12 protein-coding genes are annotated in these 17,914 nt (G+C 59.4%); 8 read left to right on the top strand and 4 right to left on the bottom strand.

Going from position 1 to position 17,914, the window contains the following annotated elements; genetic code table 11:
* Window positions 1-10: 10 nt before the first annotated feature.
* The 4 genes from ACX2DJ_RS05785 to ACX2DJ_RS05770 all read left to right on the top strand — a co-directional run bounded on the left by ACX2DJ_RS05785 (window position 11) and on the right by ACX2DJ_RS05770 (window position 4,053).
* A complete protein-coding gene (locus tag ACX2DJ_RS05785; protein WP_462571492.1) occupies window positions 11-667 on the top strand; it encodes a CpaD family pilus assembly protein in 657 nt (218 codons plus the stop codon).
* 3 nt (window positions 668-670) lie between these two features.
* The gene (locus tag ACX2DJ_RS05780) at window positions 671-1,957 is read left to right on the top strand and encodes a pilus assembly protein CpaE (RefSeq protein ID WP_462571491.1); all 1,287 of its coding nucleotides are present in this window, start codon (window positions 671-673) and stop codon (window positions 1,955-1,957) included.
* 98 nt (window positions 1,958-2,055) lie between these two features.
* Entirely contained in the window at window positions 2,056-3,027 is a 972-nt protein-coding gene (locus ACX2DJ_RS05775) for a type II secretion system F family protein (protein WP_462571490.1), read from the top strand.
* 18 nt (window positions 3,028-3,045) lie between these two features.
* A complete protein-coding gene (locus ACX2DJ_RS05770; protein ID WP_462571489.1) occupies window positions 3,046-4,053 on the top strand; it encodes a type II secretion system F family protein in 1,008 nt (335 codons plus the stop codon).
* Window positions 4,054-4,089: 36 nt separating this feature from the next.
* Here the strand turns inward: ACX2DJ_RS05770 and ACX2DJ_RS05765 are convergent, their stop codons facing one another.
* Both ACX2DJ_RS05765 and ACX2DJ_RS05760 read right to left on the bottom strand, forming a co-directional pair.
* Window positions 4,090-4,575 carry a MarR family winged helix-turn-helix transcriptional regulator gene (locus tag ACX2DJ_RS05765; protein WP_462571488.1) on the bottom strand — a complete coding sequence of 162 codons (486 nt, stop codon included), beginning with the start codon at window positions 4,573-4,575 and terminating at the stop codon, window positions 4,090-4,092.
* Window positions 4,576-4,627: 52 nt separating this feature from the next.
* Window positions 4,628-5,500 (bottom strand): crotonase/enoyl-CoA hydratase family protein, encoded by an 873-nt coding sequence (locus tag ACX2DJ_RS05760; protein ID WP_462571487.1) that lies wholly within the window; start codon window positions 5,498-5,500, stop codon window positions 4,628-4,630.
* 286 nt (window positions 5,501-5,786) lie between these two features.
* On the opposite strand from ACX2DJ_RS05760, the gene ACX2DJ_RS05755 reads away from it, so the two are divergent.
* Window positions 5,787-6,194: a low affinity iron permease family protein gene (locus ACX2DJ_RS05755; RefSeq protein WP_462571486.1), complete on the top strand. Its 408-nt coding sequence runs from the start codon at window positions 5,787-5,789 to the stop codon at window positions 6,192-6,194.
* Between the two features lie 178 nt (window positions 6,195-6,372).
* Here ACX2DJ_RS05755 and ACX2DJ_RS05750 read toward each other — a convergent pair whose 3' ends face one another.
* Together ACX2DJ_RS05750 and ACX2DJ_RS05745 are read right to left on the bottom strand one after the other, a co-directional pair.
* Window positions 6,373-7,158 carry an SDR family NAD(P)-dependent oxidoreductase gene (locus ACX2DJ_RS05750; RefSeq protein ID WP_462571485.1) on the bottom strand — a complete coding sequence of 262 codons (786 nt, stop codon included), beginning with the start codon at window positions 7,156-7,158 and terminating at the stop codon, window positions 6,373-6,375.
* A gap of 29 nt (window positions 7,159-7,187) precedes the next feature.
* Window positions 7,188-8,360, bottom strand: a complete 1,173-nt coding sequence (locus tag ACX2DJ_RS05745; RefSeq protein WP_462571484.1) for an acetyl-CoA C-acetyltransferase — start codon at window positions 8,358-8,360, stop codon at window positions 7,188-7,190.
* A gap of 467 nt (window positions 8,361-8,827) precedes the next feature.
* Here ACX2DJ_RS05745 and ACX2DJ_RS05740 point away from each other — a divergent pair, with 467 nt between their 5' ends.
* The 3 genes from ACX2DJ_RS05740 (at window position 8,828) to ACX2DJ_RS05730 (ending at window position 17,820) form a co-directional block, all read left to right on the top strand.
* The gene (locus tag ACX2DJ_RS05740; RefSeq protein WP_462571482.1) at window positions 8,828-11,980 is read left to right on the top strand and encodes a TonB-dependent receptor domain-containing protein; all 3,153 of its coding nucleotides are present in this window, start codon (window positions 8,828-8,830) and stop codon (window positions 11,978-11,980) included.
* 591 nt (window positions 11,981-12,571) lie between these two features.
* Complete coding sequence (locus tag ACX2DJ_RS05735; protein WP_462571481.1) at window positions 12,572-15,670, top strand: TonB-dependent receptor domain-containing protein; 3,099 nt, start codon at window positions 12,572-12,574, stop codon at window positions 15,668-15,670.
* Between the two features lie 110 nt (window positions 15,671-15,780).
* Window positions 15,781-17,820: a tetratricopeptide repeat-containing sulfotransferase family protein gene (locus ACX2DJ_RS05730; protein ID WP_462571480.1), complete on the top strand. Its 2,040-nt coding sequence runs from the start codon at window positions 15,781-15,783 to the stop codon at window positions 17,818-17,820.
* Window positions 17,821-17,914 lie beyond the last annotated feature (94 nt).

The following is a 17,914-nucleotide window of genomic DNA, read 5'->3' as shown; positions in this document are numbered from 1 at the left end:
GGTAAGAACAATGCCCTTTGCAAAACACAGCAAGCTGGCCAAGGCCCCGGCATTTGCCCTTGCCCTCTCGCTCGGCTTGGTGCTGGGTGGCTGCGGTGGCGTGGCCACAAACAAGAGCCTCTACAGCGTCAAACAGCCAGTGGTTGAACGCTCCAGCTATACATTTGATGTCCGCACCAGCCAGAGCGGGCTGACCATTCCCGAACAGCAACGACTTGACAGCTGGTTCGACGCAATGGAGCTGGGATATGGCGACCGCGTGTCGATAGATGACCCGCTGGCAAGCGATGCAACACGCGAAGCGGTGTCTGAACTCGCCGGTCGTCGCGGGATCCTGGTCGATAGCGGCGCGCCACTGACATCTGGCGCGTTGCAACCGGGTTATGCCCGCGTGGTCCTGACCCGTTCGACGGCTTCCGTGCCCGGCTGCCCCGATTGGTCAGCCAAGTCGGACATGAACTACAACAATGCGACCAGCCCGGGTTACGGCTGTGCCGTCAACAGCAATCTGGCCGCAATGGTCGCCAATCCCGAAGACCTGATCGAAGGTCAGAAGGGGACCGGTGAAACCGTGATCATGAGCTCGACCAAGGCGATTGCAACTTATCGCGAGCAGGCTCCTACCGGGGCTGACGGCCTCACCAATAACGAAACCGGAGGGAATTAAGCCATGAATGCGCCTTGGAAATCCGGGATGTCCGGCAACCGCGACCCATTCGCCGCCTATATCTGCGATGACGCCGCACTGGACGTGCTGCGCCCGGTGGTTATCGAAATGGGCTGGCAGCCGGAGAAGTGCAACAAGGGCGGCTTGCGCAATGCGGTGCAATCGCTGAGCGTCAGCGCCAGCCCCAACATCTTGCTGGTCGACCTGTCGGAAAGCGGCGATCCGCTCAATGACATCAACGGCCTGGCCGAAGTTTGCGAGCCCGGAACGGTGGTGATCGCGATCGGGCAGGTCAATGATGTGCGGCTCTATCGCGATCTGCTCGCGAGCGGCATTCACGACTACCTGCTCAAGCCCCTTTCGGCGGGCCAGGTACGCGATGCGCTGAACCAGGCGCAGGCGGTGTTCTCTGCTCCGCGCAACCAGGATGGTGAAGTGGTCAAGCACCACATTTCAACAGCCATCATCGGAACACGCGGCGGTGTGGGTGCCTCCACTCTCGCGACCTCGCTCGCATGGCTGTTCAGCGACGAGCACAAATCGCCCACAGCGCTGCTGGATCTGGATGTTCACTTCGGCACCGGTGCCCTGACTCTCGACCTGGAGCCAGGCCGCGGGTTGACCGATGCGATTGACAATCCGAGCCGCATCGACGGGCTGTTCATCGAACGTGCCATGATCCGCGCCAATGACAATCTGTCGATCCTTTCGGCAGAGGCTCCGATCAATTCACCGCTGATGACCGATGGCGCCGCATTCGTGCAGCTGGAGGAAGAGTTCCGCCAGGCGTTCGAAATGACGGTGGTCGACCTGCCGCGCAACATGCTGATCAACTTCCCGCATGTTCTGTCGGATGTGAACCTGGTGATCCTGATGGCGGAAATGACGCTCGCTTCGGCACGCGACACCATTCGCATCCTCTCCTGGCTGAAGACCAATGCGGCACATACCCACACAATGGTGGTAGCCAACAAGGTCCAATCGGGCGCTGCCGAAATCAGCAAGGCCGATTTCGAGGCCTCGATCGAGCGCGAGATCGACTTCTCGATCCCGTTTGATGCCAAGGCTGCGGCCAATGCGGCCAAGCTTGGCCAGACCTTCGTTCAAGCCAATCGGTCAAGCCGCGCAACTGCCACGATCAAGCAGATTGGCGAGCGGGTGATGGGCGCAAGCAGTGAAGATTTCACGACCGGCAAGGGAGCGAAGAAGTCACTGCTGGGCAATTTTGACCTGAAATCGCTGTTGGCGAAGAAGGACAAGTCCGAAGTCGTGCCGGCGGAAGCCGGATAACCTGAAGCGGGGCCGGTCTTGCGCGCGTTTTGCGCGGGCCAGGCCGCCCCGTGACCGGTGAATGATGTCTTGAAGAGAAGGAAAGGCGGGAAATTCGCATGGACATTCTCCAGCTCCTGCTTCTGAGCGGTGTAGTCATGGCGGTTCTGGTTGTTGGCTATATGCTCGCAACCGGCACCTCGGCCGGCAAGGCCGGTCATCGCCGACTGGAGGCGGTGCGCTATCGTCATTCCGAAAGCACAGATACCAAAGTTGAATCGCAGCTGAAAAAGGCGATCGCGGCGCGCAAGCCGAAAGTGCACAAGGTTGCTGGATCGGGCTCGCGGATCGAAGCGCTCGAGACGCGTCTCCACCGCACCGGCAAGAAATGGACCCTGCCGCAATATCTCTATGCATCAGCCGGCCTTGCACTGTTCGTCGCCGTGATCATCTACCTGCGTTCGGGCGCCCTGCTGCTGTCGCTGGGCATCGGCGTGCTTATCGGGGCGGGTATCCCCCACCTCGTGGTGAGACATTTCATCAACCGCCGCACCAATGGCTTCATCACCAAATTTTCCGACGGGATCGAATTGCTGGTCCGTGGCCTGCGTTCGGGCTTGCCCGTCACCGAAACACTAGCCGTGGTGGCACAGGAAGTTCCCGGGCCGGTTGGGGAGGAATTCAAGTCCATCGTCGAGCGGATCAAGATCGGCCGGACAATGGAGGAATCGCTGCAGGAAACGGCCGACAGGCTGGGCATCCCCGAATTCAACTTCTTCACCATCACGCTGGCGATCCAGCGCGAGACCGGCGGCAATCTGGCAGAAACACTTTCGAACCTGTCTGACGTGCTTCGCAAACGAGCGCAGATGAAGCTCAAGATCCGCGCGATGAGCTCGGAATCGAAAGCCTCCGCCTACATCGTTGGTTCTCTGCCATTCATCGTCTTCGGCCTGATCTACTGGATCAATCCCGATTATCTTGGTGGCTTCTTCAGCGATGACCGCCTGATCGTTGCCGGGCTCGGCGGCGGCGTCTGGATGTCCATCGGCGCATTCATCATGGCCAAAATGGTCAGCTTCGAGATCTAAGCGAGGGAAACGGAAATCATGTTCAATACCCCGTCCGGACCCACGCTTCTCGGCTTCGACGTCATCCTCGTCGGAACGATCCTTGCCGGAATCGCCGCCTTTGCCGTGTTGATGGCGGTCTATGCCGCGATCACCGTGAAGGATCCGATGGCCAAACGTGTCAAATCGCTCAACGATCGCCGCGAAGAACTAAAGGCGGGCATCGTCACCTCGAGCGCCAAGAAGCGCACCAGCCTGGTGCGCAGGACCGACGCGACCGATAGGATGAAGCAGCAGCTGGAAGGAATGAAGGTCCTCCAGCAGAGCCAGATCCTGGCGATCCAGCAAAAGCTGGCCCATGCCGGCTATCGCAACAAGGAACTGGCGGTCTACGTCATCGGCGCACGCATGATCCTGCCGGTGGTGCTTGGCCTTACCGCATTCGTGCTGCTCTATGTGGTCCAGATCTATCCCGAATGGGAGATGAAGAAGGTCATGGCGATGGCAGCCGCGATTTTCATTGGCTACAAAGGGCCTGAAATTTTCCTCAAGAACAAGGCCAGCAAGCGCACCGACGAGATTCGCAAGGGCCTGCCCGATGCGCTCGACTTGCTGGTGATCTGCGCCGAGGCCGGCCTGACGGTCGATGCGGCGTTCAACCGGGTGGCCAAGGAACTGGGCCGTGCCTATCCCGAACTGGGTGACGAATTCGCGCTGACCGCGATCGAGCTTTCCTTCCTCAACGAACGCAAGAAAGCCTTCAGCAATCTTGCTTATCGCGTAAACCTTGATGCGATCCGCGGGGTTGTTACCACCATGATCCAGACCGAACGCTACGGTACGCCGCTGGCCTCGGCCCTGCGCGTGCTGTCAGCAGAATTCCGCAACGAGCGCATGATGCGCGCGGAAGAAAAGGCGGCCCGGCTGCCCGCGATCATGACCGTGCCGCTGATCCTGTTCATCCTGCCGGTGCTGTTCGTCGTGATCCTTGGCCCGGCGGCCTGTTCGATCGCCGACGCATTCGCGGACGGCCCGCCGGGGAGCTAAACCCACCGGCTTAACGGCTAGCCGGCCCGCTTCGCGTCAGGAACGCGAGGTGGGCCGCATGCTTTCGGTCTGTTCGAACAGTCGGCGCAGCAAACCGCGCAACTGTTCACGTTCGGCATCGGCCAGAGTGGAGAAGATCTCCGCTTCCATCGCGCGGGCCATGGGCATGACTTCGGCGTGCACCGCCCTGCCCTCACCGGTCAGTTCGAGCAGGTGCGAACGGCCATCCCCGGCATTGGGGCGGCGCGCGGCGAGATTGCGATCCTCCAGCACCTTGCAAGCGCGATTGACGGCCACCTTGTCCATCAAGGTCGCATCGGTCAGTTCGCGCTGGGTCGCCGCGCCGCAATCTCCCAGCACTGCCATCACCCGCCATTCGGCGATCTTCAGCCCGAACCTGGCGCGGTATGCGCCGGCGATCCAGCTGCTGACCGCATTCGACGTGACCGACAGCTGGTATGGCAGAAAATCCGCCAGCCGCCCGTTCGCCGGATGCGCGTTTGATTGTGCCCGTTCACCCATCAGGCAAGGTTACTAATGTAACCATCGGCGCTGGCAAGAGGGTGGAGCCATTTCAGCGATATTCCGGCTCGTCCCACCAGGGATAGAAGTCAGGCATATCCTCGCTCACCTTGCCCGGATATTGCGGCGCTCGCTTCTCGAGGAAGCTGGCGATCCCTTCCCTGGCGTCGGCCCCGCGCGACAAGCGATAGATCGCGCGGCTGTCGACCCTGTGCGCGTCCATCGGATGATCGCCCGAAGGCAGGCGCCACATCATCGCGCGGGTCATCGCCACCGACACGGCCGAGGTATTGTCGGCGATCTCGCGCGCCAGCGCCCTTGCCGTATCCATCAGCTCGCTCTGCGGATGGACCGAACGGACCAGCCGGCCAGCCAGCGCTTCGCGCGCATCGAACACCCGCCCGCTATAACACCATTCGAGTGCCTGGCTGATTCCCACGATCCGCGGCAGGAACCAGCTTGAGCACGCTTCTGGCACGATCCCGCGCCGCGCAAAGACAAAACCATAGCGCGCAGTCTCGCTCGCCAGGCGAATATCCATCGCCAACTGCATCGTCGCGCCCACGCCCACGGCCACGCCGTTGCAGGCCGAAATCAGCGGCTTCTTCGAATCGAACAGTCGCAGGGTCAGCCGCCCTCCGCCGTCGCGCACGCGCTCATCGGAAAGGTCGTCGACCTGCGTCGGATCGGAAAACACGTGCCCGCCACCTTCGGGCGTCAAATCGGCGCCTGCGCAGAACGCGCGCTCACCCGCTCCGGTAAAGATAACCGCGCGAACAGAGTCATCGGCATCGATATCGTCCATCGCGGCCATGATCTCCTGGCCCATGATCCGCGTATAGGCGTTCATCTTTTCCGGGCGATTGAGCGTGATGGTGGCGATGCCATCCGCCTTGTCCACCATGATCTGGGTGTATTTGCTCATCTCGTTTTCTCTCCCTCAAACCCTACAGGATGGAACACATGGAACACTGTCCTGATAATGAAAAAGCCGCCCGCTGAAAGGCCGGGATTGTGAATTCACCTTGGCGGGAGAAGTCGTGCATTGTCATGGTGCGATTTGGATAGTCGTTGGCCTTCGAATAGGAAAGCGATGAAGCAAGCGGTGGTGGATTCGCGAGCTGTGCGCAATTCTTCCGCTTGTGCGCATTCCCAACCGGCATATGGCCGGACATAATATGATCCTGCTTCGCGCTAATGGAGGTTCGGTAATGGAACGGTTGTTTACGGTACTCGCTTCCCGAACCGCTTTGGCCGCAGGCAAGCCGACTTCCTTTGCGCTTGCCCTTATCGTGATCACGGTATGGGTCTTGAGCGGGCCAGTCTTCGGATGGTCGGATACATGGCAGCTTGTGGTCAATACGGGTACGACGATCGCGACATTCCTGATGGTTTTCCTGATCCAGAACTCGCAGAACCGCGATGCGGCCGCGATCCAGGCGAAGCTTGATGAACTCATTCGCTCCGCGCGGGCCGCGCGCAATGAATTCGTCGGGATCGAGCACCTTACCGACAGCGAGATCGGAAAGATCCGTACCGCCCTGGAGGTGGAAGTCGCCACGCAGAAGCCGGGGCGGCGGCGACATGAAAGCATCAAGCGCCTGTTGGAGCGCCGGTGACACTGGGGCCGCCAAACAAAAACCCCCGCCAGCTGTGGCGGGGGTTCAAATTGCTGGCCCGTCATTGCGAGGAGCCGCGACGGCGGCGACGCGGCAATCCATAATGCCGCATTCCCGATCAAGGAATCGGCTGGAAATGGATTGCTTCGCCTGCGGCTCGCAATAACGAATTCGCCTGTTAGCGAGGGGCCATTCTAATGCCGCCGTCGAGCCGCACGTCCTCGCCATTGAAATAGCCGGTTTCGATCATGCACATGGCGAGCTTGGCATATTCCTCTGGAATGCCGAGACGCTTGGGGAACGGCACTGACGCGGCCAGCGCATCGCGCACGTTCTGCGGTGCAGCTGCCAGCAGCGGGGTATCGAAAATGCCCGGCAGGATGGTGTTGACGCGGATGCCCTCGTTCATCAGATCGCGCGCGATCGGCAGGGTCATGCCGATGACGCCGGCCTTGGAAGCCGAATAGGCCGCCTGGCCGATCTGGCCATCTTCGCCCGCAACCGAAGCGGTATTGACGATCGCGCCGCGATCGCCCTCATCGCTCAGCGGTTCAAGTGTCAGCATACCCGCGGCTGACTTGGCAATGCAGCGGAAGGTGCCGATCAGGTTCACCTGGATCACGAAATCGAAGGCCGAAATCGGGAAGTGCTTGATCGAACCGTCTTCCTTGCTGCGGCTGGCGGTCTTGATGGCATTGCCGATACCGGCGCAATTGACCAGGATGCGTTCCTGCCCATGCGCTTCGCGCGCCTTGGCGAAACCGGCATCCACATCGTCGTCGCTGGTCACATTGACCTTGCAGAACACGCCGCCGATCTCGGCCGCCATGGCGTTGCCCTTTTCCTCGTTCATGTCGAAGATTGCGACCTTGGCGCCCTTGGCGGCCAGCGCGCGGGCGGTGGCCGCGCCCAGGCCCGATGCACCGCCGGTTACAACTGCGGGGGTGTTGGCTGAAACTTCCATCAGTATTTTCCTCTCGATATTGGAATGAGTTAGAGTGCCTCTACGATGGTCACATTGGCGACCCCGCCGCCTTCGCACATCGTTTGCAAGCCATATTTCTTGCCGTGGCGGTGCAGCGCATGGACCAGCGTTGCCATCAGCTTGGCGCCCGATGCACCTAGCGGGTGGCCCAGCGCGATTGCGCCGCCATGCACGTTGAGCCGCTGAGGATCGGCGCCGGTATGCTTGAGCCATGCAAGCGGCACAGAGGCGAAAGCTTCGTTGACTTCATAGAGATCGATATCTTCGATCTTCAGGCCGGCCCGCTGGAGCGCGCGATCGGTTGCGAACAGCGGCTCTTCCAGCATGATCACCGGATCGCCCGCGGTTACGGTCAAATTGTGGATGCGGGCGATGGGGGTCAGGCCATGAGCCTTGAGCGCTGCCTCGCTTACCACCAGCACCGCGCTTGATCCGTCGCAGATCTGGCTGGAGCTTGCGGCGGTGATCGCGCCATCGGGGCTCAGCAGCTTCACGCTCGCAATACCTTCAAGCGAGGCATCGAAGCGGATGCCTTCGTCCACGGTATGCATCTGAGTGCCTTCCGGAGTTTCGATTTCGACCGGCACGATTTCCTTGTCAAAGGCACCAGCCTGGGTCGCGGCGATCGCCTTTTCGTGGCTGGAGAGCGCGAAACGGTCGAGATCGTCCTTGGTCAGGCCGTGCTTCTTGACGATCATCTCGGCGCCCATGAACTGGCTCCACTGGATGCCGGGATATTTCGCTTCGAGGCCGGGCGATTTATAATGCCCCATGCCTTCCTTCATGTGGAAGGTGGCACTGGTTCCCATCGGCACGCGGCTCATGCTTTCGACGCCGCTGGCGATCACCACGTCCTGCGTGCCGCTCATCACCGCCTGCGCGGCGAACTGGATCGCCTGCTGGCTGGAACCGCACTGGCGATCGATTGTCACCGCCGGGGTCGATTGCGGCAGGTGCCTGGAGGCGAGCACCGCGTTGCGGCCCACCTGCATCGCCTGCTCGCCCGCCTGGGTGACGCAGCCCATGATCACATCGTCGACTGCATTGGGATCGATCCCGCTGCGCTCGATGATGGCATCGAGCGATCTGGCGGCAAGATCGACCGGATGAACGCCTGCCAGGCGCCCGCCCCGGCGGCCACCGGCGGTTCTCACGGCTTCTACGATATAGGCTGCGGGCATCTCTCTGTCCTCATGCGGGTTTCACTGCTCTACATTCGCGCGCGCTGGTTCGCACAGACCGGCTTGGCAGCCGCTTGATATACTCGCAAGCCAACGCTCTAATTGAGATATTTCTCCCCGCCATTCGAGCAATTCATGGCGAATTGCAACCGAGCGATTGGGCTCGGCGGCGCGGACTATCGAAAATGCGACCAAATAGTAGTGTTGCAATGGAGTTACACCGATGAAAGCAATTTCGCTGCGAACAAGGCATAATCTTCCCATGTGCATAGGGTTGCGACTAATTCCACTATCAGGGACTAGGTATCTGGCTTGCGGCGTGCGCCTGCACGGCCTTCCAGACATCTTTGCCTGATGGATTCGACTGGGGGTGATGGGCATTGCTCGCAAGGGTTCTCTTGCTTCCCGGTTGACAACAAAGTGATCGACCTGGTCGATTGCCTAATTTCATAAGGGTACGAAATCACATGAAGAAATCTACTCAACTCAGGCTAAGCGCAGGGTCACTCGCGGTAGGCCTTGCTCTTGCGGCGACTACGGCTTTCGCACAGGACGCCGGGCAAGCTAACGAAGGTGGCGATGAAGTCACGACCGAGCAGGGCGAAGACGCTCCTCGCACCAATATTATCGTGTCGGGCTCGCGCATCGCGCGGCCGACTCTTTCTTCGCCAATCCCGCTGACAGCTCTGACAGCCGAAGAACTTACTTCGCAGGGCGATGTGTCGCTGGGTGATGCGCTGAACGATCTGCCTTCGTTGCGTAGCACCTTCAGCCAGGGCAACTCGACCCGCTTCATCGGCACCGCCGGCCTCAACCTGCTTGACTTGCGCGGCCTGGGTACAGTTCGCACACTGGTGCTGGTCAATGGCAAGCGACATATTACAGCCGATCCGGGTAATTATCTGGTCGACGTAAACACGATCCCGACCGATCTGCTCGAGCGGGTGGACATCGTAACGGGCGGCAATTCCGCCATTTACGGATCCGACGCGGTAGCCGGCGTGGTCAACTTCATCCTCAAGCGCGACTTCGAAGGCATCTCGGTTCGCGGACAAAGCGGCATTTCGTCACGCAATGATCGCTTCTCGGCCTTTGCCTCGGGCGTTTATGGCAAGAATTTCGCCGATGGGCGCGGCAATATCGCGGTTGCGGTCGAATACGCCAAGCAGGATCCGCTGTTTTTCAGGGATCGTGACGGCATCACCGGCGCTTTCAGCGGTCGCTGCCAGTTCAACCTGGTCGAGCCGACTGCGGGCGAGCCCTTCGGCACTGACGGCATTACCGACAACGCTCCGCTTTGCGGCGTGCGCAACGGCGGAATTTCCGATGGCGGCACGCTGGGCGGCCTTGGCAACGGCGTATTTTTGCGTTTCGCCCCGAACGGCGATGTCATTACAGACGTTCCTGACCAGTTCATCGGCACGTTCACCGGCAACGTGATTGGGGGCCAAGGCTCGACGCTGCGCAATACCGGCCAGCTCGCTGCTGGCCTTGAACGCTTTACCGTTAACGTGCTGTCGCATTTCGACATCAGCGAGGCATTCCGCCCGTTCGTCGAGGCGAAGTTCGTGCATGTTGATGCGCTGCAAGAAGGGCAACCGAGCTTCATGGTCGGCAGCATTCCGGGCTTCTTCGGCGGCGGCAACAACCTGCGCTGCGACAACCCGTTTCTGAACCAGCAGGCATTCGGCCAGCTTGCGGCGTTCGGCATCTGTAATGCCACGCCCGATTCAGAGCCGTTTGCTATTGCGCGCTTTAACATCGATTTCGGTGGTCGCGGCGAACAGCACAACCGCGATACATTCCGTATCGTCGGCGGCGTAGAGGGCACGTTCAACGAAGATTGGAACTATGAGCTGTCGCTCAACTACGGTCGACTTGAAACCGACATGCGCTCGCTCAACAACCTTGTGCTGTTCGACCTTGACGGCAATCCTGACGGGTTCCTGCTGGCGCTTGATGCACAGCGCAATGGAGCAGGCGAGATCGTCTGCGCCGTGAACAATGATGCCGATCCCACCAATGATCGGCCCGATTGCGTTCCAATCAATCTGTTCGGCTTCGGCGCACCCAGTCAGGCGGCGCTCAATTTCGTCAACACCACTGCGACCCGCGAACAACAGGCAGAGGAATTCGTCATTCTCGCCTCGGTAAGCGGCGATCTTTCGCAGCTGTTCGAATTGCCCGGCGGGCCTGTCGGCTTCGCGTTCGGCGGCGAATACCGCAGCGAAACGGCGTTCAGCGCGTTTGACGAGTTGACTGCCAGCGGCGGAACCTTCCTCAATGCGATCCAGCCGTTCGCTCCGCCGAAATTGACGGTCAAGGAACTGTTTGGCGAGGTCAACGTTCCACTGCTGGCCAACATGCCGCTGGCAGAGGAACTGAGTATTGGTGCAGCGGCGCGCGTATCGGATTACAACAGCGCAACTGGCACGGTGTGGGCTTACAACGTCCAGGGGATCTATGCCCCGATCCGTGATGTCCGCTTCCGTGCGGCCTATGCCACTTCAGTGCGGGCACCTACCCAGGATGATCTGTTCTCGCCCCTGGGCCAGAACTTTGCCTTCATCGCCGACCCGTGCGACGTGCAGAACATCACAAACAACCAGAACCGCGCGGCCAACTGCGCCGCCTTCGGCGTGCCGGCAGTGGCCAACCAGGCTCTGGTTGATGCATGCATAAGCACACCGTTCCCGGTTGCACTGGGAGATCCGTTCCTCAACTGTACGGCGCGGACATTCTCGACCAGCTTCCTTTCGGGCGGTAACCCGACGCTGGTCCAGGAAAAGGGCAAGAGCCTGACGCTGGGCGTGGTGGTTGAACCGCAATTCATTCCCGGCCTCAACTTCACCGTCGATTATTACAGCATCGAAGTGAACGATCTGATCGCCACATTGACAGCGCAGACGATCATCAATTCCTGCTTTGACGATCAGACCGGCATCAACAACCCGTTCTGCGGAACCGTTCAGCGCGATCCGGCCACCGGCCTGTTCACAAGCGAAGCGGTGATTTCGGGCGGCGTCAACTTCGCCCGTCAGAAAACCGAAGGCATCGACTTCGACCTGCAGTACAGCCACACATTCGAAAACGGGCACCGCTTGCGGCTGCGCGGCATCGCAACGCATGTGCTTACGCTGAACAACTTCACCAACCCGGCGGATGCAGAAGTGCCCAATCGGCAGCTGTCAGAACTTGGCGATCCTAAGTGGGCGGCTTCGGTCAACCTCAACTATGATTTGGGTGCGTTCGATTTCACCTGGAACGTGCGCTACCTTGGCCGGATGTCGCGCTCGACTTTCGAGAACGGCAATCCGTTCATTGGTCGTTGCCCGGCTTCGGGCCTGACGGGCTTCACCCAGGGCACCTGCACCCCGGGCGAACTCACCACGCTCGATCCGCTCAACAATGACCAGTTCGACGATCCGTTCTTCAAGCGCCAGACCTACCATAATGTGCGCGTGAACTGGGATATTCCGGAGACTGATTTCAGCTTCTACGTCGGTGCTGATAACGTGTTCGACAACAAGCCGCCGTTTGGCCAGCTGGGCACCGCCGGTGGCGATCCCTTCGATACCTTTGGCACATTCTTCTATGCAGGCTTCACAGCAGACTTCTGAGGAAGGACTCGCAGGAGCCTGATCGCTCTTTAAAGCAGAGCGAAACGGCAAAAGGAAAGGCCCCGGGAAACCGGGGCCTTTTTTGTTTACAGGCAGACTTGCTCTGTTTGGTTGGCCGATCCTGCGCTCGTCGATTTAGCATGTCGCCAGATTGCCGTTTGTCCGTTCCGGGGTACAGTTCGTCGAAAATGGGGCCGGGTCACCGGCGAGTGCGAACCGGAGTCTGGGGTTGATATTCGTGCTGATACGCGCGCCGATCATTCCATAAACTTCTGTATTGTAGGAGTTCTTAGAGATAACCGTGGTGACCGGGTTCCGTTTGCGGGTGACCCTGTATCAACAATGCAACAGCCTGGGATTCAATCGACAGACATCGCTTTCAGGTGCTTTACAGTTCTATGACACAAGCGTAGCTGCCAGCCATTGCGGCAGGGATGACGGGTGTTGCTGTATGGGAATGAGAGCTGCGGTTGAACGCAATTCTGTGCCTGTGCCTGCCAGCCACTCGGCCGTCAGGGACTACACACAAGCATGGGGATTGCTTCTGCTATGAAAATGACATTCACAAGAGCGCTTTGCGCGACGACGGCAATGGTTGCCGCCTCCGCTCTCGCCACTCCCGCATTCGCGCAGGATGGCGGGCAGGACATCGGCGGCGGCGCCGAGGTTTCGGAGTCCGAGGATGACGCAGGCATCATCGTTACCGGTTCGCGTCTGGCGCGGCCGGATATCGAGTCGGCCTCACCTATCAGTATCGTAAGCAGCGATGACATCAAGCTTCAGGGCACGACACGTATTGAAGACGTGCTCAATTCGCTGCCTTCCATCGCGGCAAGCCAGGCATCTTCGCTGGCCAACGGCGCAGACGGAACCGCTACGGTCGACCTGCGCGCGCTTGGCAGCACACGTACTCTCGCGCTGATCAATGGCCGCCGTATCGTTCCGGGCGATCCGTCTCCGGCGAGCGGTTCGGCAGCGGACATCAACATTATTCCTTCCGCAATGCTCAAGCGGGTGGAAGTGCTGACCGGCGGCGCTTCATCGGTTTACGGTGCCGATGCTGTGGCCGGCGTCGTCAACTTCATCATGGATACCGATTTCGAAGGCTTCCGGGTTGACGCGCAGTACGGGTTCTACCAGCACAACAACAACAACTCGTTCATCCGCCCACTGCTCGACGCGCGCGGTTTTCCGTTCCCCGACGGCAGCACCACCGATGGCGGCAGCATCGATGCCACCGTTGCATTTGGTTCGAAATTTGCCGATGATCGCGGTCATTTCATGATGTATGGCGGTTATCGCAAGATCGATCCGGTAACGCAGGGCCAGCGCGATTTCAGCGCTTGCGTCATTCAGAACACTGGCAGCGGTGCCAACCGTTGCGGCGGTTCGGCCACTTCGCCGGACGGCAACGTCCTGGTGTTCGATACCGCGGTTACAACCGGCACTTCGACCTTCTACACCTTCACGCCTGGCGGCGGGTTTGTGGGCGGCGCACCGACGCTGTTCAACTTTGCCCCCCTCAATTTCTTCCAGCGCAATGACGAGCGTTTCACCGCCGGCGCCTTTGTGAATTACGAAGTCAACGATTCGTTCCGTCCGTACATGGAATTCCAGTTTATGGATGACCATACGACAGCCCAGATCGCCCCATCGGGTGACTTCGGCAACACGCTTACGCTGAATTGCGACAACCCGCTGATGTCGGCTGCGCAATTTGCAGTGATCTGCGACGCAGACAATCTGATCAACGGCTTCATCGGAACGTTCCCGACTGCTGTAACGGCACCTTTCAACCAGAATCCGGGTGCGCCGCCGATTGACTTCGCCGATGGCCAGGGCGGAACCTACAATCAGGGTTATGCTCTGCTGCTTCGCCGCAACGTTGAAGGCGGTCCGCGCCGCGCTCAGCTCGATCACACCACCTTCCGCGGTGTTTTGGGCGCGAACGGCGACATTTCAAGCGATTGGAGCTACGACGCCTACTATCAGTACGGCAAGGTGAAATATTCGCAGGTTTACGAGAACGAATTCTCGGTTGCGCGCCTCGCCAATGCGCTTGATGCCGTCATCGACAATCGCGTCGGCAGCGCCACTAACGGACAGGTCGTCTGCCGTTCGGTCATTACCGGCGCGGATCCGAACTGCGTCCCCTATGACGTCTTCGCGGGCATCGGCGGTGCCAGCCAGGCTGCAGTCGACTATCTCTCGGCAGTCGGGTTCCAGGACGGCGAGACGACCGAACAGGTCGCCAACGTCTCGTTCACCGGAGATCTCACCTCTGCAGGCGTCAAGCTCCCCTGGGCCGATGACGGCGTAAGGGTCAACTTCGGTACGGAATGGCGCAAGGAAACGCTTGATCTTCGGACCGACCAGGCGTTCCAGACCGGCGATCTTACCGGTCAGGGCGGCGCGACGTTGCCGATTTCGGGCAGCTTCGACGTGCTGGAATTCTTCGCCGAAACGGAGATACCGGTCATTCAGGACGGCTTTGTCGAACTGTTCCAGATCAGCGCGGGCTATCGCAATTCGCATTACGAGACGAGCGCCGACCGTTCCTACAACACCGACACCTACAAGATCGGTGCGGAACTTGCCCCGACAAGCGACGTCCGCTTCCGCGCGATGTACAACCGGGCCGTGCGTGCTCCCAACATTCAGGAGCTGTTCCGTACTCCGGCAGTTGGTCTCAGCGGATCGGTTGATCCCTGCGCCGGCTTCACGATCACGGCGACTGACTTTGGCTGTATCGCTCAAGGTCTTCAGGTTGGCCAGGGCGTGACTCCAAACCCGGCGGGCCAGTACAACGGCCTGCTTGGCGGCAATCCCGATCTCGAGCCGGAAACGGCCACGACCTGGACTGCCGGTGTTGTGCTGCAGCCGAGCTTCATCCCTCGTCTGTCACTCACCATCGATTACTTCAATATCAGGATCAACGACGCGATCCGCTCGTTTGGGCCTGATACGATCCTCAATGACTGCGTCGACAAGGCAACTGCGTCTTTCACGCCCATTTCATGCGGACTCGTCAATCGCGACGCAGCCGGGTCGCTCTGGCTGACGCCAGGAGGCTTTACCGAGGATCTTCCGAACAATGTCGGTCAGGTGAAGACCGCTGGCGTCGATGTTTCCGGCAATTATTCGATGCCGGTCAGCTTCGGCACGATTGCGGTGCAGATGAATGGCACCTATCTCGACAAGTACAGGGTCAACAACGGTCTTGCCGATCCATATGATTGCGCGGGGCTCTTCGGACCCACTTGTAGTGTTGGCGGATCCACTGAACCCGGTGCTCCGTTGCCTGAATGGCGGCACAAGGCCCGCGTATCGGTCAACATGGACTCCGGTCTCGGCTTCTCGGCCCAGTGGCGCTATGTCGGCAAGGTGAAGGCTGAAACGCTTTCTTCGTTCTCGGCTCTTCAGGGTGCCAACAACTTCGACCCTGGCCTGCGTATTCCGGCGTTCAATTACCTCGACGCTGTGTTCAGCTTCGACCTTCAGGAGAAGTACAAGTTCCGCCTTGGCGTGAACAACGTCTTCGACAAGGAGCCGCCGCTGGTTACGTCCGGGAGTGCCATTCGCCCGGGTTCGAACCTGTGCCCGACCGGTCCGTGTAACGGCAACACCTATCCGGCCACTTATGACGCACTTGGACGTTATGTGTTCCTGGGTGTGACGCTCGACTTCTAAAGCCGGGACTGTCAAAGATAATGGAGGGTTCCCGCAAGGGAGCCCTCCATATTCGTTTCAGGCTGACATGATCAGCGCCGACCTACTATCATCTTGATCGAAGGCAAACGATGGCCGAACTGTCACCTACAACCACCAACGACAGCTCACCGTTGAACCGGGCGGTCGCGGCGGCGCGCAGCGGCGATCTGGCACGCGCCAGAACCATCGCTGAAGACGCAGTTGAGAGTGGGGCTGGCGAAGTATCCGCCTTCCATGCCTTTCTCGGCATGGTTTGTGCCCGATTGGGTGATGATGCAGCTGCAACCACCCACCTCGAGCAGGCACACAGACTCAAGCCGGACGATGTAACGATCGCGTGCAACCTCATTTCACTGTTGATCGATCAGGAGCGGGATGCCGAAGCGTTGGCAATTGCCAGCAAGGACCTGGCCAAGTCAGATCAATCGCTGCGCGTCGCTCGCTACCGGGGATTCATCGCCCAGAAACTTGAGCAATATGATGCAGCAATCGAGGCCTATGAGCTGATACTTGACCGGAACCCGGACGATTTCGAGTGCTGGAACAATCTTGGTAACGCCCGTTCCGGACTGGCTGACGATGAGGGTGCCCTGGACGCACTGCGCCGCGCAATTCAGCTTGATCCCAATGTTGCACCGACCCGCCTTAACCTGGCAACCACGCTTCAAGCGCTTGGAAAGATTGATGAAGCGGAAGCCGAACTCGTCAAGGCCAGTGAGGATTTTCCCAACGACTCACGTGCACCCTTTCAGCTCTATGTCCATTACAAGTCCGCACAAAGACAGGACGAAGCAGTTGAAGCCTTGGTCGAGGCGGCCAGGCGCGACCCCGAGGCGGCCGATTTACAGCTCAAGCTGGGTATCGAATATGGCGTCCTGCGCCGGACGGAAGATTCCGAGCACGCCTATCGCCGGACGATCGAGCTCGATCCGTCCGAACTCGACGCCTATCTGGGCCTCGCCATCCAGTTCGAACACACCAACCGCGAAGATCAATTCGGCCCCCTGATCGAACTGGCGCGTGGCAACGCTATTGCGCCAGAGCCACTGTCGTTTATCGAAGCCTTGGAATTGCGCCGATTAGGAAAATTTGAAGAGGCCCTGGCCAAACTTGATGCCGTTCCAGCTGATGTCGAACCCATTCGCACGGTCCATGCGCGAGCTACCGTGCTTGAACGCCTCAAACGCACCGATCAAGCCTTCGCCGAATACAGCCGCGCCAACTCGCTGTTGCAGGACAACCCGACCGAGCCACTCGATCGCGCGAAACAATTGCGAGACCAGCTGAGGCAGGAAATTGCATCGCTGACGCCGCAATGGCGCGACAATTGGATCGACGTCGAAATATCTGATCCACGTCCTGACCCAGTATTCCTGGTTGGCTTCCCCCGATCAGGCACGACCTTGCTCGATACCATCCTGATGGGCCATCCCGATACGGTAGTGATGGAAGAACAACCTCCGCTCAACCTTGTCGAGGAAGAGCTTGGCGGAATGAAGGCTATCCCCGGCCTCGACCGTGAAGCGATAAGCAGCGCTCGGGATCGGTATTTTGCTGAGGTCGACAAGATCCAGCCGCTCGTTCCAGGCCAGCTGCTGATCGATAAGTCTCCGCTGTTCCTCTATCGGTTACCCCTGATCAAGCGCATCTTTCCCGATGCGAGAATTATCCTTGCGCTACGTCATCCTTGTGACGTCGTGCTTAGCTGTTTCATGAGCAATTTTCGGCTCAATTCTGCCATGGCCAATTTCCTGAGGTTGGAAGACGCGGCGGATTTTTACGACCTGTGCTTCAAGCATTGGGAAACGTCACGCGGCCTGTTCGCCGCCAATGTGCATACGATTATCTACGAAAGACTGGTCGAAAACGTTGCCAGTGAGGTGAGGCCTCTTATCGAATGGCTGGAGCTGGAGTGGGACGACGGCCTGCTCGATCACACTGCAACCGCAAAATCTCGCGGCCTGATAACTACAGCCAGTTATTCGCAGGTTACCGAACCGATCTATCGGCGGGCCTCAGGGCGCTGGCTGCGATATCGCGCCCATCTGGAGCCCGTTTTCAGCCGACTTGCACCATGGGCTAAAAAATTCGGCTATGGCGATCCGCGCACCGAAGCCGGGGTCGATTAACTCAAGGTCATTCATTCGACCGAATACGGCAAGCAGTAATTTGGGTCGGCACAATTCCGAGGCATCGAATTCAATTATCCACCCAGTAAGGCAA

This window comes from Altererythrobacter chaiwopuensis (assembly GCF_054957755.1).
Note: the sequence above shows the minus strand (reverse complement) of the source record. Positions and strands in the feature narration are given on the sequence as shown.

Excerpts from the sequence above, each read along its gene's own strand:
- ACX2DJ_RS05770 (WP_462571489.1), top strand. The coding sequence starts at position 3,046 with ATGTTCAATACCCCGTCCGGACCCACGCTTCTCGGCTTCGACGTCATC.
- ACX2DJ_RS05730 (WP_462571480.1), top strand. The coding sequence starts at position 15,781 with ATGGCCGAACTGTCACCTACAACCACCAACGACAGCTCACCGTTGAAC.
- ACX2DJ_RS05775 (WP_462571490.1), top strand. The coding sequence starts at position 2,056 with ATGGACATTCTCCAGCTCCTGCTTCTGAGCGGTGTAGTCATGGCGGTT.
- ACX2DJ_RS05785 (WP_462571492.1), top strand. The coding sequence starts at position 11 with ATGCCCTTTGCAAAACACAGCAAGCTGGCCAAGGCCCCGGCATTTGCC.
- ACX2DJ_RS05780 (WP_462571491.1), top strand. The coding sequence starts at position 671 with ATGAATGCGCCTTGGAAATCCGGGATGTCCGGCAACCGCGACCCATTC.
- ACX2DJ_RS05735 (WP_462571481.1), top strand. The coding sequence starts at position 12,572 with ATGGTTGCCGCCTCCGCTCTCGCCACTCCCGCATTCGCGCAGGATGGC.
- ACX2DJ_RS05765 (WP_462571488.1), bottom strand. The coding sequence starts at position 4,575 with ATGGGTGAACGGGCACAATCAAACGCGCATCCGGCGAACGGGCGGCTG.
- ACX2DJ_RS05745 (WP_462571484.1), bottom strand. The coding sequence starts at position 8,360 with ATGCCCGCAGCCTATATCGTAGAAGCCGTGAGAACCGCCGGTGGCCGC.
- ACX2DJ_RS05760 (WP_462571487.1), bottom strand. The coding sequence starts at position 5,500 with ATGAGCAAATACACCCAGATCATGGTGGACAAGGCGGATGGCATCGCC.
- ACX2DJ_RS05740 (WP_462571482.1), top strand. The coding sequence starts at position 8,828 with ATGAAGAAATCTACTCAACTCAGGCTAAGCGCAGGGTCACTCGCGGTA.
- ACX2DJ_RS05750 (WP_462571485.1), bottom strand. The coding sequence starts at position 7,158 with ATGGAAGTTTCAGCCAACACCCCCGCAGTTGTAACCGGCGGTGCATCG.
- ACX2DJ_RS05755 (WP_462571486.1), top strand. The coding sequence starts at position 5,787 with ATGGAACGGTTGTTTACGGTACTCGCTTCCCGAACCGCTTTGGCCGCA.